We start from the raw sequence: 18,358 nt of genomic DNA, 5'->3' as shown, positions 1-18,358 counted from the left end.
CTCAGCCCGCCCCTCCGCGCTCGACGATCGTGTTGTAGGTGGTGCAGACCGGCTCTCCGGCGGCCGTCGTCACGTCGCTCCTGATCGTCAGCAGCTCGTTGCGTCCCGCGCTCCGGATGTCGGTGATCGTCGCGGTGGTGACCAGCTCGTCGCCCGCACAGATGGGCCTGACGTACTCGAACCGCTGCTCGCCGTGGACCACCATCGCCAGGTTCAGACCCAGCTCGGGATCGACCAGCGCCTCGCCGCCCGCCTGCAGGCTGAACACGATGGGGAACGTGGGCGGCGCGATCACGTCGGGGTATCCGGCGGCCCTGGCGGCCTCCCTGTCGCGATAGACCGGGTTGTGGTCGCCGATCGCGGCCGCGAACTCCTTGATCTTCCCCCGGCTGACCTCGTACGGGGCGGCGGATGGGTAGGTCCTGCCCACGAAGTCACGGTTCAAGGCCATCAGTGCTCCCTCGTATGTCTTCAACGAGCGCTGCTGAGGCAGACGGTAACAGAACAAGGTTCGGCTGTCGCCGCTCATGGCGTGCTTTTTGCCGGGGCCTGGGTCAGTGCCCAGGATGGGCGCCCATACCAGGGCGAAAGCGCCCAGGAAGGACGCTCAAGGCAGTGAGAACACGACAAACCGGCGCCCCAGACGGGACGCCGGTTGTGCGATGTGGAGGCAGAAGTACCGCTAGCGGGTCTCGCGGTGCGCGCGGTGGCAGCGGCAGTTCGGGCAGTACTTCTTCAGCTCAAGCCGATCCGGGTCGTTGCGCCGGTTCTTCCGCGTGATGTAGTTGCGGTGCTTGCACTCCTGGCAGGCCAGCGTGATCTTCGGCCTAACGTCGGTGGCAGCCACTTGGGAGTGCCTTTCTACGTTCGGGACATGGACACACCCGTACCCAGGCCGACTGACCTGGGATTGGGTAGTAGCGGAGGCCGGACTTGAACCGGCGACACAACGATTATGAGCCGTTTGCTCTGCCTGACTGAGCTACTCCGCCTTGGCCGGAAACTCCCGGCCCGTAGAGGATACCCGAAGCTGGGAGCACATTAGTAACTCACCTGATCGGGCGGGTGCCACCAGTATGCCCCAGGTACCTCCGACAATCGAAATCCGATCATGCCACCTAGGTCTCGCCTGGGGAATCACCTGCGGAGGCTCTCGCCACAGTAGCAGCCGTCCTTTGCCCACGCGAACGCCTGGACCAGGCACGCAACGAGGGAAAGGCCGCCCGGCTTCGGGCATTCGCGCAGTCGACGGAGGGGTGTCCGCGGCGGACGCCGGCGCAGCGGCAGAGGGGGTCCGTCGCGGACGTCTGCGCACCACCAGAGGGGGTGACGCGCAGTCGGCGCCAGCGCAGTGACGAGATGGACAGAGCGGGTAGCTCTGGGGCAGACAAAGGGAGCGTGGCAGACACCCGTCCACCACATAAGGAGAACGCGGACACCCGCGCGCCGCGCAAAGGAACGCGGTGACCCGCGAAGGAACGCGGTGCGCACCCGTGCGCGGCGCAAGGGGAACGCGGTGGACACCCGCGCGCCACGCAAGGGGGGCGCTTCGCGCGGATGTCCGGCGAGGTGCCGCCCACCTCGACCGCGTCCCGGCTCTTGCACGACGAAACCGGTCCCCCGCCCGTCGCGCTTCATGGCGGCCGCGTCAGACCGGGCCGGGCGGGCCTGGCGAAGGGTGCTGGTTCGTCGGGGTCAGGCCTGGCGTTCGTCGACGCCGACAGCGCCGACGCCGCTGCCCCAGCTTGCGCATTTGCCCTCGGACCTGCCCGAGCCGCCGGGGCCGAGAGTGACCCACGGGCCGACGACGTCCGGGCTCCAGCCGCAGGTGATCACGGCGCGGTACACCCAGGTCTGTCCGGTGGGGTTGTGGCAGTCGGCCCGGCCGACGTAGCCGTCCTCCGGGGCCCGGCCGCTGTTGCACTGGAGGCTGCCGGCCGAGGCGGGGGCGGACGGGATGACAAGGCCGGAAAGGGCGGCGGCAATACCGGCGACGAGGGCCAGTTTCCTGTTCATGTCGTCTTCCTCTTCTGCTCGTACTGCTCGTACTGCTCGTACTGCTCGGGGTTTCGGCGCTGTTCTGCGCTCGAATGCCAGGAAAGCCATCGGGCGCCGGTGTCCAACAGCAGGGCGGACAGGCTCGTCCGGAGTCGTCCACATGCGAGCCTGACTCGGACGCCACTGAAATCCCCCCGGACACGTACGGTCATCGTTCGTACACTGTCGGACAGGACACGGCCGGTCGGGGAGAGGGGCGATGGGCGAGGACCAGGAAGGCGCGGAACCCGGCGTGGAGTCGGTGAACTGTCATGAGGGCCTCGTGAGGCTCCTGGCCGAGCAGTTCGCGCGAGCCGACGTGTCGCTGCGGGAGCTCCAGGCGCGGGCGGACAGGGCGGGCGGGCCCCGGCTTCCCCGGGCGACCTGCGCGGACATGCTGGCCGGGCGACGATTTCCGAAGAAGGCGGTGATGGTGACGTTCCTGCGGGCTTGCGGGGTGCCCGATCATCGGGTCCCGGAGTGGGAACGGGCCTGGGAACGCGTACGGATCGCCCGCATGCCCCCCAACGGCTTCCAACTCGCCGCAACAACCTTCTCCCCCGAAAACCCCACTCTCCCGGCCCCCGCCGCCTCTCTCACCGCCCCCACCCAGCCGACCCCCGGCCCCCTGGTGGACACGTACCCGCCGCACATGCCGCCCCTTGAGGGGATGGGCCACCCGGGCACCACAGCCCTCACGGAACTGGGCCAGCCAGGCACCACAACCCCCGCGGGACTGGGCCAGCCAGGCACCCCAGCTCACACGGGACTGGGCCAACCTGGTGCCACGCCTCACACGGGGCCGGGCCAACCGGATACCGCGGCTCTCATGGGGCCGGGCCAACCGGGTGCCGTGCTCGTCGGGAACTTCACCGAGCCTGGCGCGCCTCCCGGAGGGCCCGTCCAAGGCGCCACGTCTTTCGGTGGGCCCAGTGGTAGCACCGCAGCTCTCGGGGAACCGGGCCAAGGCGCCACGCCCCTTGGAGAGCCTGGTCAGGGCCCTGCGCTCACCGGCAGGCTCGGCGAGGTCGTCGCGCCTTCTGGAGGGACGTCTCTGCCGGATACTGAGCCTCCTGGAGGCTTCGCCCAAGCCGGCTCCCAGCATGTCGGAAGTGCTACACCGCCTGGGGCCGTTGCCCCACCTTTCGGAGCCGCCATTCCGTCCGAAGGAGTTGCAACCCCGCCTGGCGGAGCCGCTGACGCGCCGCTTGGAGGCGCTGCCCTGCCTACCGAGGGGCTCTCCGCCCACCCCGCCGGAGGCTTCACCGAGCCTCATGACGGGACAGGCCGCTCGACAGATGCTCAGATGGCGTGGAGTGGGCTGCCTCCGGCCGGTGCCCCTTCTGTCGGCGCGCCCGTCAGCGGCGGTCAACCATCAGCTACCCCCCCGACCGGCGGTCTCCCAGTCGAGAGCCTGTCGAGCGGGGGGCTTACGGTGGGCGGCCTCCCCGGCGGTGCACTCCCGGTTGTTTCCGGCGGCGGGTTGGGGGGCGACAGGCGTCCCTGCAGTTTGGCTTTCGGCGGGCTTTCTGGTGGTTCGGCGGTCGGTGGCCTTCCTTGCGCCGCATCCCCGATAGGCGCTCTGCCCGTCGGCGGGCATTCCGCCGCCAGGCCTCCTGGTGAGGGAGCTCCTGGTGGCGAGCCGTCTGCCGGCGAGCACACGCCGAAGGCGTCCGCGGAGGGTGTTCCCGCCGTCGGCAGGGCCCACGCCGCCGCTCCTCTGCCTCTTGTTCTCCCTGCCAACGCTTCTCTGCCCGATGCTCTCCCCGCCGACGCTTCCCCGGTCGGCGGGGGGCCGGGCGGTCCGGCGGCGGGTGGGGTGGCGGCCTCGCCAGGCGGGGTCGCGACTCCGCCGGCCGGAATGGCGGCTCCGGCAGGCGGGGTGGCGACCTCGGCGGATGGGGTGGCGACCGCTCCAGGCGGGGTGGGGGCTTCGGCGGGTGGGGCGCGGGGGTCGGGGCGGTGGAGGGTGATCGGGGTGGCGGCGGTGGTGCTGGCCGGGGCCGTCGGGGTCGGGGTGGCGGTCGGATTGTGGATGGCGCCGCGGCACGTGGAGCCACTCACCCTGGGCCGGCCGGTCTCGGACGACGGGCGCGCGTTCGGCCCCGGAGGTTCGAGCCGGTTCACGGTGACCGTGGACCCCGCCAACACCGGCGTACGCCTGATCCGCCGCCTGGACGCCGGCATCTCCATGCAGCAGGCCGCCATCACCGTGAACGGCGCCCCCGCCGGCATGTGGCACCCGTTGCCCGTCGAGAACACCTACCGCTGGCGGGACCAGGCCGTCGACCTGCCGCTGGCGCTGACCGCGGGCCGTCGTTCGCTCACCGTGGTCAACACCTTCGTCTCCTCCTCCCTCGACTTCAACGAGTTCCTCTACGTCGTCAGGCAGCAGGTGAAGGGCGTCTGGTCGATCGCGGACACCGTGGACGTGGGGCCGTACCACACCACCAGCGAGGCGGCCCACGGCTACCGGCTCACCGGCCCCCAGACGTTCGCCGACACCCGCCACTTCGCCTACCCGCCCCTGGACGAGACCGCCTAGCGACGGAACCCCGGACACGCGAAAGCTCCGGACGCTTCCCCACGTCCGGAGCTTTCGTGGATGGGCAACCAACCCTCACCGGCCTACTGCCCACCAGTCCACCTTCTATGCTTTTGTCCGTTTTGCGCAGAGTTGTGGCGTGACACGCCGGCACGGCCCCCGCGGTCTCCTCGGGGCGAGACAACGCCTCAAGGCCACCTAGACCGCCAACAGCCGCCCCCCTCAGCCACTACGGCACCATCGGCCAGATCGTGCAGCACGTCGACCTAGCGATGAGTCCCGCTCACCGGAATCCCGGCCACAGAGAGCCAGGACCACCAGTCACGAAGGGTCCGCAGGGTAGCGGTAGCGCAGATTCCACTGATATGTCGGCATCACATAGGTGGTGACCTTGACGGCCCGACCGTTGGCCGTCCACCCGATATGGAAGATCTCGTACACCCACTGATCAGGGATCATCCGCAAAAAGCGCGCCTCATCGGGCGTAGGCGGCCGAACCCGGACGTCCTCCTCAAGCTCGACCTGCGCATGCCCCAGTTCGGCCAGGCGGCTGCTGATTCCGCCGACTCCCGGGTCGACTTCGGCGATCGGCGTCCCATCGGCGATGTCCCGCGGGATGTAGCTGATGGCGATCTGAATGGGGACGTCGTCGGCCTTCATGCGTCGCGCGGATGCGGAGGCGCTCGCGTTCCTCGCCGCCTGCGCCGCCAACCCCGGCGCCGGCCTCGGTTCGTCCGAGCTGGTCGACATCGGCTGGCACACCTTCCTGATGTACACGGAGGAGTACGCTCGGTTCAGCGCCCGGGTCGCGGGCAGGTTCACCCACCACCAGCCGGACGACGTCCCCGGCCAGACCGGTGGCGGGGCCGGCCTCGCCGCCACCGTCAAGGCGATCAAGGCCGCGGGTTACCGGGTCAACCCGGCGCTGTGGCCGACGGCCGCTGAATGCAGCGGCGACAAGTGCCACCAGTGTCACGAGGGGTGTTATGACTCGCCGAAGAAGGTGGGCTGATCTGCCGGAGCAGGCCCGCGCAGCCGTGGAGGCACAGACCGGTCCCGTGGCCGTCACGCGGTCAGCGGAGATCGGGCTGACCTCCGGGCTTGCGGCCAGCATCAGCAGCACTGAGGGTGCCGTCTTCTTCGTGAAGGCGGCCCCCGCCGCCGCCCCCATCGCTGGACATCTGCTCAAGGAGCGCGCCGCCGCCCATGCCCTGCAGTCGAGCGTGCCGGCTCCGCGCCTGCTGTGGACTGACGATGTCGAGGGCTGGCACCTCCTGCTGTTCGATCACGTCGACGGCACCCCGGCAGACCTGTCCCCTGGCTCCGCCGACCTCGCCGGCGTCATGGAAGCCGTCGCGTCCATCGCCAGGCCCTGCACGTGGCCGGCGCCCCCAGCCACCAGGAAGATCGGCGGCCTCCTCCGGGTCGCCCAAGAGCACCTCGCCGAATCGCCAACCAACGACCTGGAGCCGCTCGTCAAGGCCCTGGACGTGGCAGCCTTCGACGGCGACATCCTCGTCCACGGCGATCTCCATCGGGACAACCTCCTCGCCCACCACGGCAGGGTCCAGATTGTCGACTGGTCGATGGCGTGCCGTGGATCTGCCTGGCTGGACGTTGCACTGCTGGTGCCGCGGCTCGTCGACGCAGGGCACACGGCCGCCGAGGCCGAGCAGGTGGCCGCGTTGGTACCTGCGTGGGCGGACGCCCCTGGTGAGCAGGTCACTGCTCTGGCCGCAGTTCGCAGCCTCTTCGCCAGCCGGATGGCCGAGGTCGGCCCACAGCACCTGACAGCGAAGCGCCGGTGGACAGCGGAGGCTTGCCGTGCCTGGGTCGAGTACCGCACCGAGCTGTAGTCGTACAACAACCCGCCGCTGTACCGCTTACGTGGGTGCCACGGTCTCCCGTGGCGGAGACGGGATCACGCCTGACGCTTACCAGCCAGCATTGCCATGGCAACCCCTCCCAGCATCGTCCCCGCCCCGGCCAACACCAGAAACAAGGGCTTCGCCAACGCATGTAACGCCATCGCCACCTGGAACGGGCCGCCTTCGGAGACGATGTAGCCCTGCACTTGGAAGAGAGCTACATACAGGCCCCAGGCGATAAGCGAAGTTCCTGCGGCCACGAACAGAAAAGTAATCAGTCGCATTCGCCGAATGGTAGGCCGGAAGGGGCGGGTCGCCCATCGGCGACCCCGGCGCCGTACAGCGATGGTTCACGCCGTCTTAGGCACGCTGATCTGCCGCACGAGCACCGCCACGGCGGCGCCCGCCTGCGACATCAAGACCGCGGTTTGCTCAGGCGAGGCTTCCCCTGCGAAGGGGACCGCCGCGGACATTGCCGCCTGGGCGAAGCCCAGGATGGCCGCCATGACGCCGCCATCCGTGCTCTTGGCGGTGAACGCCACCCGCACGCCAGCCGCAGCGATCACAGCCGCGTTCACGCCCGCCGCCATGGCATCCGTCCCCGGCAGCCAGAACGAGTGTCCGGATGCGGACAAGGTCAGGGGCAACCAAACGGAGAGCGGCGACGTCTCATAGGGGCCGATGTCTCAGGAGTCGCCTCATGACCTATCCGCCCCAGCCGCCCCAGGACCCGTACGGGCAGCCCTATGGGCCGTCAGGGCCGCAGGACCCGCAGGTGTACGGGCAGCAGGGGCCGCACCACTACCTGCCTCAGCCGTACAGCCAGCCCTACCAGGTGCAGCCCTACGCGCAGCCGTACCAGCAGGCGTGGCAGGCACCCCAGGTCGGGCCGGTGCAGTGGGTCACGGTGCGCGAGCGCGGGTTCAACCCGACCGCGTTCATCGTGCACCTCTGCCTGTGGCTGTTCGTGCACTGGTGGCTGGCAGGGTGCAGCATGGGGATCTGGTTGCTCGCCGCGATCCCGCTCACGTTCATCGGCTGGAATGTCACCAGGACGTATCCGGTCCAGAACGTCTACCAGCCGCCTTATCCGCCGATGTATCCGAGATGAGGGTGTTGCCGGCTCCGTTCGTGACGGAGAGCGGGAGCCGAGCGCCCCGATGGGGGTTCGCGGGGAGGCGAATTCCCGACTTCGCGTGCGGATTAATGGGCTCTCATTGCGAATGGCTCTGGACAACGAGAAACGCCCGGCCCCAAGTCACCTTGGTCCGGGCGTCGCGCCTGCTCACTACAAGAGCCCCCAAACGGAATCGAACCGTTGACCTTCTCCTTACCATGGAGACGCTCTGCCGACTGAGCTATAGGGGCCTGTCCGCTCGCTGCGGACAGGTGTAACCATACACGGCACTCAGCCATGATGCGAACTCGTACGGACCTCCGTCGCGGTGGCGGATCGGCGGCGCGCGGCAAGATCGACGACCTCGCACAGATCGGCCAGGTCGACGTGTCCGGCCACCTCCTCGACCGAACGGCAGTCGGCGACCAGCCACCCGTTCCTGAGCACCCGCAGCACCTGCCGGCCCGCTCGCACCGCCGGCACGATCTCGACGCCGTCGAGGCCGACCCATCGCCTGTCCATAGCGGCACACCTTAGCCCGCGGGTCTCTCAATTTCCGTCCGGCCACACGTGTTACAGCCATGCCAAGTCGGCACAAGTCGGCACCAAGAAGTGTCTAAGAGCGGTCGCCCACGCTGGTGCCCACACGACAAGAGGAGCACCGAAATGGCACCCAACATGCTCGGCTTCCGCATCACGCACCGGGCCATGCGCGGGGACACCCGCCGTCTGGCCGAGGTGATGAGCGCGATCGCCGCCGGCGAACAGCGGGCCGGTCAGGAACGGCTGCGGGCGATCGCGACGTTCACCGCGAAGCTCTGCGCGGGCATCCACCACCATCACCAGGCGGAGGACAACGTGCTCTGGCCGGTCATCGTCCGCTCGGCGGGCGCCGAGGTGGACCTGAGCGACCTGACCGACGACCACGCGGCGCTCGACCCGCTGCTGGAGGAGATCACGACGGCCGCGGCGCAGCTCGGCGCAGACGGGCAGGCGGCCCGGCGCATGGCCAAGTCCCTGGCCGCGCTGGCCGACCTCCTGGACGAGCACATCGAGGAGGAGGAACGGCTGATCTTCCCGGTCGTCGCCAAGTACGTCTCGGAGGCCGACTGGCAGAAGGTCGAGACCGAGGTGCGGAAGGGCGGGGACGCCCGGTTCGACCTGCCCAGGATCGCCCAGTACGCCGAGCCGGCGGAGCTGGCCGAACTGCGGCGTCTGGCCGGGCCGGTGCTCGTGGTGCTGCTCGCGCTCATGCGGCGCGGTCACCAGCGCCGCCAGGCCCTCATCTTCGGCACACCATGAGCCTTCCCGGCCGGCCAGAAGGCCGCCCGGCGGCAAGCCCTCCAGACCGGTCAGGAGATCGCCCGGCGGCAAGCCCGCCAGACCGGTCAGGGGGTCGTCCGGCGGCGGGCCGCCTCCGCCCAGTGGGGTGAGCCGACGCGTTCGGCCACCTTCAGGGCCTGGGCGTAGTGGCCGTCGGTGGGCAGCCCGAGCAGCTCGGCCAGGTCACCGAGCACCAGCGCGACCGGCCCGAGCGTGATCGACCCGCTGCTCATCCCGGCCAGCTCGTCCGCCCACGGCAGCAGGACGCGGTAGGAGCGTCCGGCCACCTCGCGGTCCCGCAGGGCGACGGCGGTCTGGCCGCGCAGCGCCTGCCACATCAGCCAGTAGTAGTTGCGCGGCAACCACGACTCGGGCCGCCACACCCGCCGGGCCGCGTCGAGCTCGCCCGCGGCCGCCAGCGCCCCGGCGTAGATCTCGTGCACGGTGTCGCTGTTCACGCGTTCCCGGATGGCGGCCAGCTCGTCGAGCGAGTCGCGGACGTTCCCGCGGGCCATCCGGACGGCGAACCTGCACAGCGCACCCATGGCCCGCGCGTTGACGCCGCCGCGCTCGGCCATCTGCTCGGTGAGCCCGGTGTAGACGGCCTCCGCCTCGTCGAACTCGCCCTCGACGAGCTTCCGCAGCGCGCCGAACAGCGTCAGGATGGCCAGCGACATGCCGAGCTGACCGCTGGTGGAGACCGCCACGCCGCTGTCGGCGTGCCGCCTGGCCGCGTCCAGGTCGGTGCGTCCGAGCGCGGCCATGAGCAGCGCGCAGTGGCCCAGCGTGAGGTAGCCGACGAGGCGGTGGGTGCGGCCCAGCTCCAGCAGTTCGGCGCCGACGGCCTCCAGCTCGTCCCGCCGTTCGGGGCTGAGCAGCGCGAAGTAGCGGGCGTTGAGCGCCAGGCAGAGCAGGTCGGGACGGCCGAGGCGGCGGGCCAGGGCCACGGCCTCGGCGCCGGCGGCGTCCACGCGGTCGTCGTCGTGCCCCTCCAGCTCGAACACGAGGGCGGCCAGCAGCCGGCAGCGGGTCTCGTCGTCGGGTCCGGCGGCCAGCTCGCGTTCCACGGCCTCCATGAACTCCCGGTTGTAGCGGGAGTCCACCTGGATCGTCCAGACCACGGGGGCTTCGTAGGAGGTCAGCGCGCGGGCGAGCGCGCCGCGGGCGGCGGCGAGCTCGACGGCCCGCGCCCTGGCGGCCAGCGCGCCCAGGACGTCGCCCGCGTGTCCCAGCGCCGACACCAGTCCGCACAGCAGGTCGAGCCTGGTCCCGTCGTCGGTGGCGAACTCCAGCGCGGCGCGCCACAGCGCCGCCGCCTCGCGGTGCGCGTGCAGGCCCGACGCCTGTACGGCCGCCGCCCTGGCGTACCGCACCGCGCTCGGCGCGGCCGCCTCCAGCGCGTGGTGCGCCAGGGCCGCCACGTCGTTCGGCCGCAGCCGCTCCAGCACCGACACCACGCGCCCGTGCAGCCTGGTACGCCGGATCCGCGCGGTGTCCTCGTACAGGGCCTGCCTGACCAGGACGTGTGTGAACCTGACGCGGCCGGGTCCCGGCTCGGCCAGCAGGCCCGTCATGACGCCCGCCTCCAGGCCGTCGAAGACGGTGTCCTCGTCGCCGTCGTGCAGCGCGATCAGCACGTCCACGTCGGCGTCCCTGCCGACGACGGCGGCGTTGCGCAGCACGGTCTGGGCGGTCGCGGGCAGGCGGGTGATGCGGCGGCGGATGAGGTCGCGCACGCCGGGCGGCAGCGCCTCGGCGGCCTGCGGCCCCTCCGAGGCCAGGAGGCGGGCGATCTCGCAGACGAACAGCGGGTTGCCGAGCGATCGCTCCAGGACCGTGCGGACGGTGGCGGGGTCGAGGCCCGTGTGCTGGGAGTGGCGTTCGAGCAGCGCGGCGACGGCGTCCTCGTCGAGCCCGGCGAGCTCGACGTGCCTGCTGCCGGTGGCGAGCGCGGCCAGGGTGGCGGTCAGGTCCTCGGTGGTCTCGGCCGGGCGGTAGGTGGCGACGACCATGATCCGCGCGGCGGGGTCCAGGTGCCGCAGCAGGTGCAGGGTCTCACCGTCGGCCCGGTGGACGTCTTCGAGCACCACGAGCAGGGGCGCGCAGCCCGCCAGGTAGCCGGCCACGGCCCTGGCGAGCTGGAACTGGTTCTGGATGGCGACGCCGTCGTTCAGGAGGGGCGCCAGGCGGGCCGCGTCGGCGGCGGACGGCGGCCGGACGGCGGCGAGCTGCCGGACGATCTCGCTCCACGCCCAGGCGGGCGGCGCGTCGCCGTCGATCTCCGGGCAGCGTCCGAACGCGACCCGCCACCCGCGCCCGGTCAGCTCGGCCGCGAACGCCTCGGCCAGCGCGCTCTTGCCCGCGCCCGGCTCGCCGCCCAGCCAGACCGTGCGCCGGGCCGGTCGCGCGGCCTCCTCCCGCAGCACGGCCAGCTCGCGCGTCCGGCCCACGATCGAGGGCTCCTGCGTGACCACGTGCCGTTCCTGGACGCGTTCGACGACCTCGGGCGCGTGCAGGGACTCGGATTGGCGGAGGATGTCCTGTTCGAGCGCGCGCAGGGCCGGGCCGGGATCGACGCCGAGCTCCTCGACCAGGCTCTCGCGGGCCTGGCGCAGCACGGCCAGCGCCTCGGCCTGGCTGCCCGCGCGGTAATGGGCCAGGGCCAGCAGGCGGACGGCGTTCTCGCGCAGCGGATGGGCGTCGGCGTGGACGCGCAGCTCCGGCACGGCCTCGGCGTGGCGGCCCATCAGCAGCGCGGCCTCGGCGCGGTACTCGACGGCGACGAGCCTGAGCTCGGCCAGCCTGGCCGCCTCGGGCGCGGCCCACTCCTCGGCGAACTCGGCGTAGGCGGGGCCCGTCCACAGGTCGAGCGCCTGGTCGAGCAGGTCGTGCGCGACGGCTCCCGCGCCCCGCTTCAGGGCGGCGCCGGCCGCGTCGATGAGTCCGGGCAGCCGCCAGGCGTCCACGGCCTCGTCGGGCAGGCAGAGCCGGTAACCGGGCGGGGCGCTGACGATGACGCGGGCGGGGGCGCGCGGCGGCCGGTCGGGTTCGAGGGCGCGGCGCAGGTTCGAGACGTAGACCTGGAGGGCGGCCAGTGCCTTGGGCGGGGGCTGTCCCTGCCACAGATCTTCGATGAACCGGTCGGTCGAGACGACCTGGCCGTCGGCGGCGACCAGGCGGGCGAGCACGGCGCGCTGTCTGGCAGATCCGAGGTCGAGGCGGCGGCCGTCCAGGGTGGCGTGGAGCGGTCCAAGGAGGTGTAACTGGATCATGGCACCCTTTTTCAGTACCGGTAGAAGCCCGCGAAGTCCGATCTTCGCCCGATATCGTCAATACGCACCAGAGCCCCCGTCTCAGGTGCGTTCATCATCTTCCCACGGCCCAGATAGATGCCCACATGATGCGTCTTGATCTTATTTTTCGTGATTTTTCCGAAGAAGACTAAGTCGCCGGGCAGTGCCCGCTCGACCCGCCGCATCCTGCGCACGTGGTCGTCGGTGTTGCCGGGGCCGAGCACGTCCGTGCCGTTGGCCAGGGCGTACACCCATCGGGCCAGGCCGGAGCAGTCGAGGCCGCGGGTCCGGGCGGCCGGGCAGGGCTTGATCCGGCCGCTGTAACCCTGGCAGGTGCCCTTCGTGGGGCCGGGCCGCTCGCCGTGGCCGCCGCCCCACGAGTACGTGATGTCGTACCGCTCGATCTCGTACGCGATGCGGACGATCCTGGACGGCACGAACGTCGACAACGGCATGGACGCCGTACCGGCCAGCAGGACGACGAGCAGCACGACCAGCGGCACGACCGGGCCGGCCACCAACACGCTCAACCGCCGCCGCGCCACCCGTTTCCCCTTTAAGCCGAGATCCCGGGATTTATCCTACCTATCGCGATTTATCAGCTTTTGAGGTTAAGCGTGACTGTTCCTACCTTGACGACCACCCCGACCTGGCCCGTCGGCTTCGGCTTGGTGGTGAACGTGAAGGCGGCCTTCTGACCGCGTTCCAGCTTCTCGATCGCGCAGCGCACCGCCGTGCCGCTGAACTTGCAGCCCGGGGCCTTGACCACCTTCTGCCCGCCGTACGCGCGCCCGGAGATCACGATGTTCTCGACGGGGTGCGGGCCGGTGTTCGTGACGGTGACCCGGTAGAGCTTCCTGCCCTTGACCAGGCCGGAGACCGACACCCGGGCGGGCGGGTTGGCCAGCGACCTGAGCTGGGACTCCGTGCCGTTGAAGGAGTTCTGGCCGCCGGCCAGCGAGCCCTTCTCCGCCGACTGCCAGAACGTGTGCCTCTTCCAGCCCTTCGGCAGCTCACCGGGGTCGCCGCCCCAGCGGGCGAGCCAGAGGGGGTTGGCCTTGAACGCCGCGGAGTTGCCGGTGCAGGTCTGCCACCAGCTCGTGGTGGTGTAGATGATCGCGTCCCGGCCGGTCTGCTGCCGGTACTTCTTGGTGAAGTCCTTGATCCAGGTGACCATGTCCTCGGCGGACAGGTCGTAACAGTTGTTCTTGCCGTTCTTGTCCTTGTACGGGTTGTCCTCGATATCGAGGACGCCGGGCAGCGTTTGACCGTCGCTGGACCAGTTTCCGCCGTTCTGCAGGAAATACTCGGCCTGCGCTGTCCCGTCGGATTCATGCGGTTGCGCAAAGTGATAAGCGCCGCGCAGAAGACCGGCCGTCGCGGCTCCGGCGAACTGTGCGTCGAACCGTGGATTGCGGTAGTTCGTGCCCTCGGTGGCCTGCACGAACGCGAACTTGCCGCCGCCGGAGGCCACGCTCGCCCAGTCCACGTCACCCGTCCAGTTGCTGACGTCGACGCCGGGAACACCGTCGGCCGCCTCCGCGACCCCTGTCATGCCGACTGCGGCAATTACCGCAATTAACCACAGACTTTTCACGCCGGAGATCATGACGGAGCCACCACATACACCGCAAGACCTGAAATATTGCGTCTCTTCGCGAAAAATCGCATAACCCCATGTCGCGGCCCGGAAATCAGCCTCCCGCGACCACCTCCCAGGACGGCGTTTCCGCAGGTCAGAGCCGTACATGAACGTCACATTCGCGTTTGCCAAATCGATATCACCCGGCTCAAACTGAACCGATCCCCGAAAGGGCCCCTGACCAGGGGCTTCTTCGCCATGCCCAGGAGGCGACCATCCATGATCCACACCCGGGGTCTCACCCGAGTGTTCACGCTGAAGAAGGAGACCGTCGAAGCCGTACGCGGCATCGACCTCGACGTCGAACCCGGCCGGCTCGTCGCCTTCCTAGGCCCCAACGGCGCCGGGAAGTCCACCACCCTGCGCCTGCTCACGACCCTGCTCCCGCCCACCTCCGGCACCGCCGTCGTCGCCGGCCACGACGTGACCCGCGACCCGGCCGGCGTGCGCTCCCGCATCGGCTACGTCGGCCAGAAGAACAGCGCGGGCGAGAACTTCCACGTCCGGGACGAGCTCGTCACGCAGGGCCGCTGCTACGGCCTGAACGTCTCCGACGCCGTCGCCCGGGCCGGCGAGCTGATGCGCCTGCTCGACCTCGAAGACCTGGCCGGCCGCAGGCCGGGCACGCTCTCCGGCGGCCAGCGCCGCCGCCTGGACATCGCGCTCGGCCTCATCCACCGCCCCGACCTGCTCTTCCTCGACGAACCCTCGACCGGCCTCGACCCGAAGAGCCGCGCCGACATCTGGCGGCACATCCTGCGCCTGCGCGAGGCGTACGGGACCACGCTCTTCCTCACCACCCACTACCTGGAGGAGGCCGACGACATGGCCGAACGGGTGGTGATCATCGACAACGGCACGATCATCGCCGACGGCACGGCCGAGCAGCTCAAGAACGACCTGGCCGGCGACACCGTCACGGTCACCGCCGAAACCGCCCAGGACGCCGCCAGGGCCGCCGAGCTGACCGGCGGCCACGCCGAGGGCCTCACCATGCGCCTGCGGGTGGCGAACGCGCCCGCCGCGCTCCCCGGCTGCCTGCGGGCGCTGGACGCCGCCGGGATCAAGGTGACCGCAGCCGAGACCGCCCGCCCCACCCTCGACGACGTGTTCCTCACTCTCACCGGGAGAAGCCTGACCGATGACGACCTTCCTGCGTGACACCGCCACCGTCTTCACCCGCGAGTTCCGGCCGGTCCTGCGCGAGCCGGTGGCGCTGCTGTTCGAGATGGGCCAGCCGCTGCTGTTCCTGTTCCTGTTCGGCGCGCTGCTGGACGGCGCGGTGGGCTCGTCGTGGCAGTGGTTCGTGCCGGGCATTTTGGTCATGATGTGCCTGACCGGGCCGATGTCCGCCGGTTACACGCTGCTGGTGGAGCTGATCGGCGGCTCACTGGAGCGCATGCTGGTCACCCCGCTGAACCGGACGGCGATGCTGGTGGGCCGGGCGCTGAAGGCGATGGTCGTCCTGCTGGCGCAGGCCGTGCTGATCATCGTGCTGGCCGTGCCGCTGGGGTTCGAGCTGTATCCGGCGGGCGTGCTGGCGGGGCTGGCGCAGCTCACCGTCTTCGGGGTGGGGCTGGGGGCGTTCTCGTTCGTCCTGGCCATCCGGTCGGCGCCCGGCGGGACGCTGTTCTACATCGTCAGCCAGTCGATCCTGTTCCCCCTGCTCCTGCTGTCGGGCGTGCTGCTCCCGCTGGACACCGCGCCGGGCTGGCTGCGGGCGGTCGGCACGGCGAACCCGGTCACGTACATCGTCGAGGCCCAGCGCGCGCTGTTCTCCGGCGACCTCGCGAACCCCTCCGTCCTGTACGGCACCGCGTCGGCCTGCCTGGTCGCCGCGATCGGGCTGTACCTGGGCAACCGGGCCATGCGCAAAGGCGTGTGAAATAGGGGCATGACACATGTGGTGGCCTCCTGCGTCGTGCCGTGGATCCCCGTCGACCACCGCCTCGACGTGATCCTCTCCTCGGCCCTCCCGCCCGCCGGCAGCACGACTTCGGCGTTCGCGTTCGTCTCCGACAGCATCGGCAGGACGCTGCTGACGTGCGTCGACCGGGTCGGGCGCGGCTGGGACATCCCGGGCGGCCACCTGGAGGCCGGTGAGAGCGCCACCGAGGCCGTGGTCCGTGAGCTCCAGGAGGAGACCGGTCTTCTCCTGGAGCCGTCGGCCCTGTCGGTCTTCGCGTGGCAGCGCGTCGAGCTTCTGGCCCCAGCCCCCGCCGGCTACCGGTACGCGGCGCTGACGCACATGGTGATGTTCCGGGCCCGGCTGGCCACGCCCGGCGCCGCGACCGCGCCGCCGGCGGGGTCGGAGAGCACGGGCGCGGAGTGGCTGCCCCCGGCGCGGATCAAGGAGCTGTGCGCCGGGCGCACCTGGCTGCCGCTGCTGGAGAGCCTCTAGAGGGTGCGCGCCCGTTCGAGGTCGGCGCTGCGGTAGTGCCGCTCCGGGATGCTGGCCAGCGTGGACGGGTGCACCTGCGGGCCCAGCCCGTACAGCTTCTGGAAGCTCATCATGAGCGGACGCCAGGCGTCGGGGTCGATGTGGTCGTCGGTGCCCTTCAGGCGGATGTCCTCGTGCACCCAGACCCGCTGCACCCGCACCTCGAACGTGAGCACCCCGCCGTCGCCCATCGGATGCGTCTCCTCCACCACGACCTCCATGGCGACCGGGCACTCGGCCACCCTGGGCGCGGCCACCGTCTCCGACGGGACGGCGGTCAGCCCGGCCCGGCCGAACTTGTCCGGCACGAACCGGTAACCGCGCTGGTGCTTGCGCTCGGGCACCGGGTCGCTCCCGGTGGTCAGCGCCAGCCGGTCCACCTGCGGGGCGAGGGCGTCGGAAGGCAGGTTGAGCACGCCTTCGCCGGTCCGCAACAGGTTCTGGGACGTCTTCGACCTGGCCCCGAGCCCCAGCATGCCGCGCCAGCCCAGCCAGAAGACCGACGACATGGGGGCGAGATTCGGGGTGCCGTCCTCGTTCAGGGTGGAGATCAGGACGACGGGGGTGCCGAAGTAGAGAATATTGGGCTCAATCCGGACGTGCTCATCCACGACAGTGTTCATGCCTTCCACTGTCGCGGCCGGTGGCGGCCGGGCGCTGGCGGCCATCGGACCTCTCGTTGCCGGGCGGGTCAGGAGCGCGGCACGAGCCTGATCGTGGCGGCGCGGGCCTGCCCGCTGACCACCGAGTCCACGATGCTCTCTGAGTAGTGGCGGTACTTGTCCCGGTAAGCGGCGTCGATCCGGTCGTTGAGCTCCTGGTCGGCGTCGGCGAACGTGACGCCCTTGTCGACGCCCCCGGCCTGGATCCGACCCCTGCCCCGCTCCTGGGCGCCGCGGAACCAGGTGCCGTCGCGCCCGTTCACGGCCCGGACGTACAGGTCGTCGTCGAGGCGGACGACCCAGATCGTCACCGGGCGGCGCAGCTCGCCGTCGCCGCGCAGGGACGCGATCTGCAGTTCCTCGGCGGCGGCGATCCGGTCGAGTTCGTCGTTCGTCCAAGCAGTCATGGTGGGGGCCTACCCGGAACCGGTCGACGGCGCTGATGGGCATCGTCCGTTGTTGGTAAATCCGCCGGGGGCTCAGGGGAGGTAGCCGGCGCGCCTGGCCGAGACCACGCTCTCCATCCGGGTGTGGGTGCCGAGCTTGCGCATCGCGCTGCGCAGGTAGCTCTTGACCGTCTCCGGCTTCAGGTCGAGCCGCCGGCCGACCTCGGCGTTGCCGCAGCCGACCGCGACGAGGGAGAGCACGTCGAGCTCCCGGGGCGACAGCGGGTTGGCCGGGACGGGCCCGACGTTCGGCGAGCTCAGCCGGTCGCAGACGCCCTGCAACCGCTCGCGCAGGACCGGGTCGGCGACCTCTTGGGCGATCGAGCGCAGCTCGGCGTGCGCCTCGCGCAGTTGCTCCCATTCGGGGCCGGCGGGCCGTTCGCGGGCGGCGCCGGTGATCGCGGCCGTCTCCAGCGCGGCCACCCGCCGCTCCACCTCGGCGCGTACGGCCAGCTCGACGCCGAGCCGGGCGGCGATCTGGTTCATGCCGTCGAGGACGCGGGTGCCGAGCGGAAGCGGCTCGCGGACGCCGCCGTAGAGCAGGCCGTAGACCGTCTCCCCCACCACGACGGGGACGGCCGCGATCGCGCGCAGCCCCTCCACCGCCACCGGCTTGTCGTATTCGTGGCTGATGCGGGAGTCGGTGACGTAGTCCTCGACGCTGCCCGGCCGGGCGGTGACCAGCACCCGGCCGCCCAGGCCGGTGCCGGTGTGGATGGCCAGCCCGCGCAGCACGTCCGTGCGGACGCCCGTCAGCTCGGTGAGCCGCACGGCCCCGCCCGGGGTCGACACCGCGCCGCCGAACAGGACGGGCAGCCCGACCACGTGCCGCATCCGGGTGAGGGCGGCCCGCAGGAGCACGGCGGCCTGCGGGGCCAGGGCACTCGACGGAAGGTGTGTCACCGCCATGTCACCAGCATGGCACGCGGCCGGCCTCCCGCGGCTACCCCTGAACGGGGGTAGCGTGCCTCACCGCCCTGGCGGA

At 70.7% G+C, this 18,358-nt stretch carries 21 protein-coding genes and 2 tRNA genes; 8 read left to right on the top strand and 15 right to left on the bottom strand.

Annotated features, from left to right (window positions below; genetic code table 11):
• Position 1 precedes the first annotated feature (1 nt).
• The 4 genes from ACIA8R_RS34545 to ACIA8R_RS34530 form a co-directional block, all read right to left on the bottom strand.
• On the bottom strand, positions 2 to 451 hold the full coding sequence (locus tag ACIA8R_RS34545; RefSeq protein WP_357706335.1) for a MaoC family dehydratase N-terminal domain-containing protein: 450 nt from the start codon (positions 449 to 451) through the stop codon (positions 2 to 4).
• Positions 452 to 682: 231 nt separating this feature from the next.
• Positions 683 to 847, bottom strand: coding sequence for a 50S ribosomal protein L33 (rpmG, locus tag ACIA8R_RS34540; protein WP_019632658.1), 165 nt, complete (start codon positions 845 to 847; stop codon positions 683 to 685).
• Positions 848 to 918: 71 nt separating this feature from the next.
• Positions 919 to 992, bottom strand: a tRNA-Met gene (locus ACIA8R_RS34535).
• A gap of 703 nt (positions 993 to 1,695) precedes the next feature.
• Positions 1,696 to 2,016 (bottom strand): hypothetical protein, encoded by a 321-nt coding sequence (locus tag ACIA8R_RS34530; protein WP_357706334.1) that lies wholly within the window; start codon positions 2,014 to 2,016, stop codon positions 1,696 to 1,698.
• A 1,999-nt stretch (positions 2,017 to 4,015) separates the two neighbouring features.
• Between ACIA8R_RS34530 and ACIA8R_RS34525 the strand changes: the two genes are divergently transcribed.
• On the top strand, positions 4,016 to 4,582 hold the full coding sequence (locus ACIA8R_RS34525) for a hypothetical protein (RefSeq protein WP_397042105.1): 567 nt from the start codon (positions 4,016 to 4,018) through the stop codon (positions 4,580 to 4,582).
• Between the two features lie 321 nt (positions 4,583 to 4,903).
• On the opposite strand, the gene ACIA8R_RS34520 is transcribed toward ACIA8R_RS34525, so the two are convergent.
• Positions 4,904 to 5,242 (bottom strand): UTRA domain-containing protein, encoded by a 339-nt coding sequence (locus ACIA8R_RS34520; RefSeq protein WP_397042104.1) that lies wholly within the window; start codon positions 5,240 to 5,242, stop codon positions 4,904 to 4,906.
• Here ACIA8R_RS34520 and ACIA8R_RS34515 point away from each other — a divergent pair.
• Positions 5,241 to 5,594 (top strand): hypothetical protein, encoded by a 354-nt coding sequence (locus ACIA8R_RS34515; protein WP_397042103.1) that lies wholly within the window; start codon positions 5,241 to 5,243, stop codon positions 5,592 to 5,594. The genes ACIA8R_RS34520 and ACIA8R_RS34515 overlap by 2 nt on opposite strands.
• A gap of 46 nt (positions 5,595 to 5,640) precedes the next feature.
• Positions 5,641 to 6,438 carry a phosphotransferase family protein gene (locus ACIA8R_RS34510; protein ID WP_397042102.1) on the top strand — a complete coding sequence of 266 codons (798 nt, stop codon included), beginning with the start codon at positions 5,641 to 5,643 and terminating at the stop codon, positions 6,436 to 6,438.
• A gap of 65 nt (positions 6,439 to 6,503) precedes the next feature.
• Here the strand turns inward: ACIA8R_RS34510 and ACIA8R_RS34505 are convergent, their stop codons facing one another.
• The gene (locus ACIA8R_RS34505; protein WP_397042101.1) at positions 6,504 to 6,734 is read right to left on the bottom strand and encodes a hypothetical protein; all 231 of its coding nucleotides are present in this window, start codon (positions 6,732 to 6,734) and stop codon (positions 6,504 to 6,506) included.
• A 66-nt stretch (positions 6,735 to 6,800) separates the two neighbouring features.
• Positions 6,801 to 7,040: a hypothetical protein gene (locus tag ACIA8R_RS34500; RefSeq protein WP_397042100.1), complete on the bottom strand. Its 240-nt coding sequence runs from the start codon at positions 7,038 to 7,040 to the stop codon at positions 6,801 to 6,803.
• Positions 7,041 to 7,150: 110 nt separating this feature from the next.
• Between ACIA8R_RS34500 and ACIA8R_RS34495 the strand changes: the two genes are divergently transcribed.
• Positions 7,151 to 7,561 (top strand): hypothetical protein, encoded by a 411-nt coding sequence (locus ACIA8R_RS34495; RefSeq protein WP_397042099.1) that lies wholly within the window; start codon positions 7,151 to 7,153, stop codon positions 7,559 to 7,561.
• 184 nt (positions 7,562 to 7,745) lie between these two features.
• On the opposite strand, the gene ACIA8R_RS34490 is transcribed toward ACIA8R_RS34495, so the two are convergent.
• Together ACIA8R_RS34490 and ACIA8R_RS34485 are read right to left on the bottom strand one after the other, a co-directional pair.
• Positions 7,746 to 7,818: transfer RNA gene (locus ACIA8R_RS34490), tRNA-Thr, on the bottom strand.
• A 40-nt stretch (positions 7,819 to 7,858) separates the two neighbouring features.
• Positions 7,859 to 8,089, bottom strand: a complete 231-nt coding sequence (locus ACIA8R_RS34485) for a transposase (RefSeq protein WP_357706328.1) — start codon at positions 8,087 to 8,089, stop codon at positions 7,859 to 7,861.
• Between the two features lie 144 nt (positions 8,090 to 8,233).
• Here ACIA8R_RS34485 and ACIA8R_RS34480 point away from each other — a divergent pair, with 144 nt between their 5' ends.
• Positions 8,234 to 8,869, top strand: a complete 636-nt coding sequence (locus tag ACIA8R_RS34480; RefSeq protein ID WP_364102601.1) for a hemerythrin domain-containing protein — start codon at positions 8,234 to 8,236, stop codon at positions 8,867 to 8,869.
• 86 nt (positions 8,870 to 8,955) lie between these two features.
• Here the strand turns inward: ACIA8R_RS34480 and ACIA8R_RS34475 are convergent, their stop codons facing one another.
• The 3 genes from ACIA8R_RS34475 to ACIA8R_RS34465 form a co-directional block, all read right to left on the bottom strand.
• Entirely contained in the window at positions 8,956 to 12,162 is a 3,207-nt protein-coding gene (locus tag ACIA8R_RS34475) for a BTAD domain-containing putative transcriptional regulator (RefSeq protein ID WP_397042098.1), read from the bottom strand.
• A gap of 11 nt (positions 12,163 to 12,173) precedes the next feature.
• Positions 12,174 to 12,707 (bottom strand): C40 family peptidase, encoded by a 534-nt coding sequence (locus ACIA8R_RS34470; protein WP_397042235.1) that lies wholly within the window; start codon positions 12,705 to 12,707, stop codon positions 12,174 to 12,176.
• A gap of 74 nt (positions 12,708 to 12,781) precedes the next feature.
• Complete coding sequence (locus ACIA8R_RS34465) at positions 12,782 to 13,792, bottom strand: lysozyme (protein WP_397042097.1); 1,011 nt, start codon at positions 13,790 to 13,792, stop codon at positions 12,782 to 12,784.
• A 252-nt stretch (positions 13,793 to 14,044) separates the two neighbouring features.
• Between ACIA8R_RS34465 and ACIA8R_RS34460 the strand changes: the two genes are divergently transcribed.
• Genes ACIA8R_RS34460 through ACIA8R_RS34450 form a run of 3 tightly spaced genes read left to right on the top strand, consistent with a single transcriptional unit; the run spans position 14,045 to position 16,226 of the window.
• Positions 14,045 to 14,986, top strand: a complete 942-nt coding sequence (locus tag ACIA8R_RS34460; RefSeq protein ID WP_397042096.1) for an ATP-binding cassette domain-containing protein — start codon at positions 14,045 to 14,047, stop codon at positions 14,984 to 14,986.
• Complete coding sequence (locus ACIA8R_RS34455; protein WP_357706322.1) at positions 14,967 to 15,710, top strand: ABC transporter permease; 744 nt, start codon at positions 14,967 to 14,969, stop codon at positions 15,708 to 15,710. Before ACIA8R_RS34460 ends, ACIA8R_RS34455 begins: the two co-directional genes overlap by 20 nt.
• A 9-nt stretch (positions 15,711 to 15,719) precedes the next feature.
• Entirely contained in the window at positions 15,720 to 16,226 is a 507-nt protein-coding gene (locus ACIA8R_RS34450; RefSeq protein WP_397042095.1) for an NUDIX hydrolase, read from the top strand.
• Here ACIA8R_RS34450 and ACIA8R_RS34445 read toward each other — a convergent pair.
• From ACIA8R_RS34445 to ACIA8R_RS34435, 3 genes are all read right to left on the bottom strand, one after another.
• Positions 16,223 to 16,888 (bottom strand): flavin reductase family protein, encoded by a 666-nt coding sequence (locus tag ACIA8R_RS34445; protein ID WP_357706320.1) that lies wholly within the window; start codon positions 16,886 to 16,888, stop codon positions 16,223 to 16,225. The two genes, ACIA8R_RS34450 and ACIA8R_RS34445, sit on opposite strands and share 4 nt — an antisense overlap.
• A 68-nt stretch (positions 16,889 to 16,956) precedes the next feature.
• Positions 16,957 to 17,334, bottom strand: a complete 378-nt coding sequence (locus ACIA8R_RS34440) for a DUF2255 family protein (protein WP_397042094.1) — start codon at positions 17,332 to 17,334, stop codon at positions 16,957 to 16,959.
• Between the two features lie 72 nt (positions 17,335 to 17,406).
• On the bottom strand, positions 17,407 to 18,282 hold the full coding sequence (locus ACIA8R_RS34435) for a LuxR C-terminal-related transcriptional regulator (RefSeq protein ID WP_357706318.1): 876 nt from the start codon (positions 18,280 to 18,282) through the stop codon (positions 17,407 to 17,409).
• Between the last annotated feature and the right edge of the window lie 76 nt (positions 18,283 to 18,358).

This window comes from Nonomuraea sp. NPDC051191 (assembly GCF_044455665.1).
Classification (GTDB): Bacteria; Actinomycetota; Actinomycetes; order Streptosporangiales; family Streptosporangiaceae; genus Nonomuraea.
Note: the sequence above shows the minus strand (reverse complement) of the source record. Positions and strands in the feature narration are given on the sequence as shown.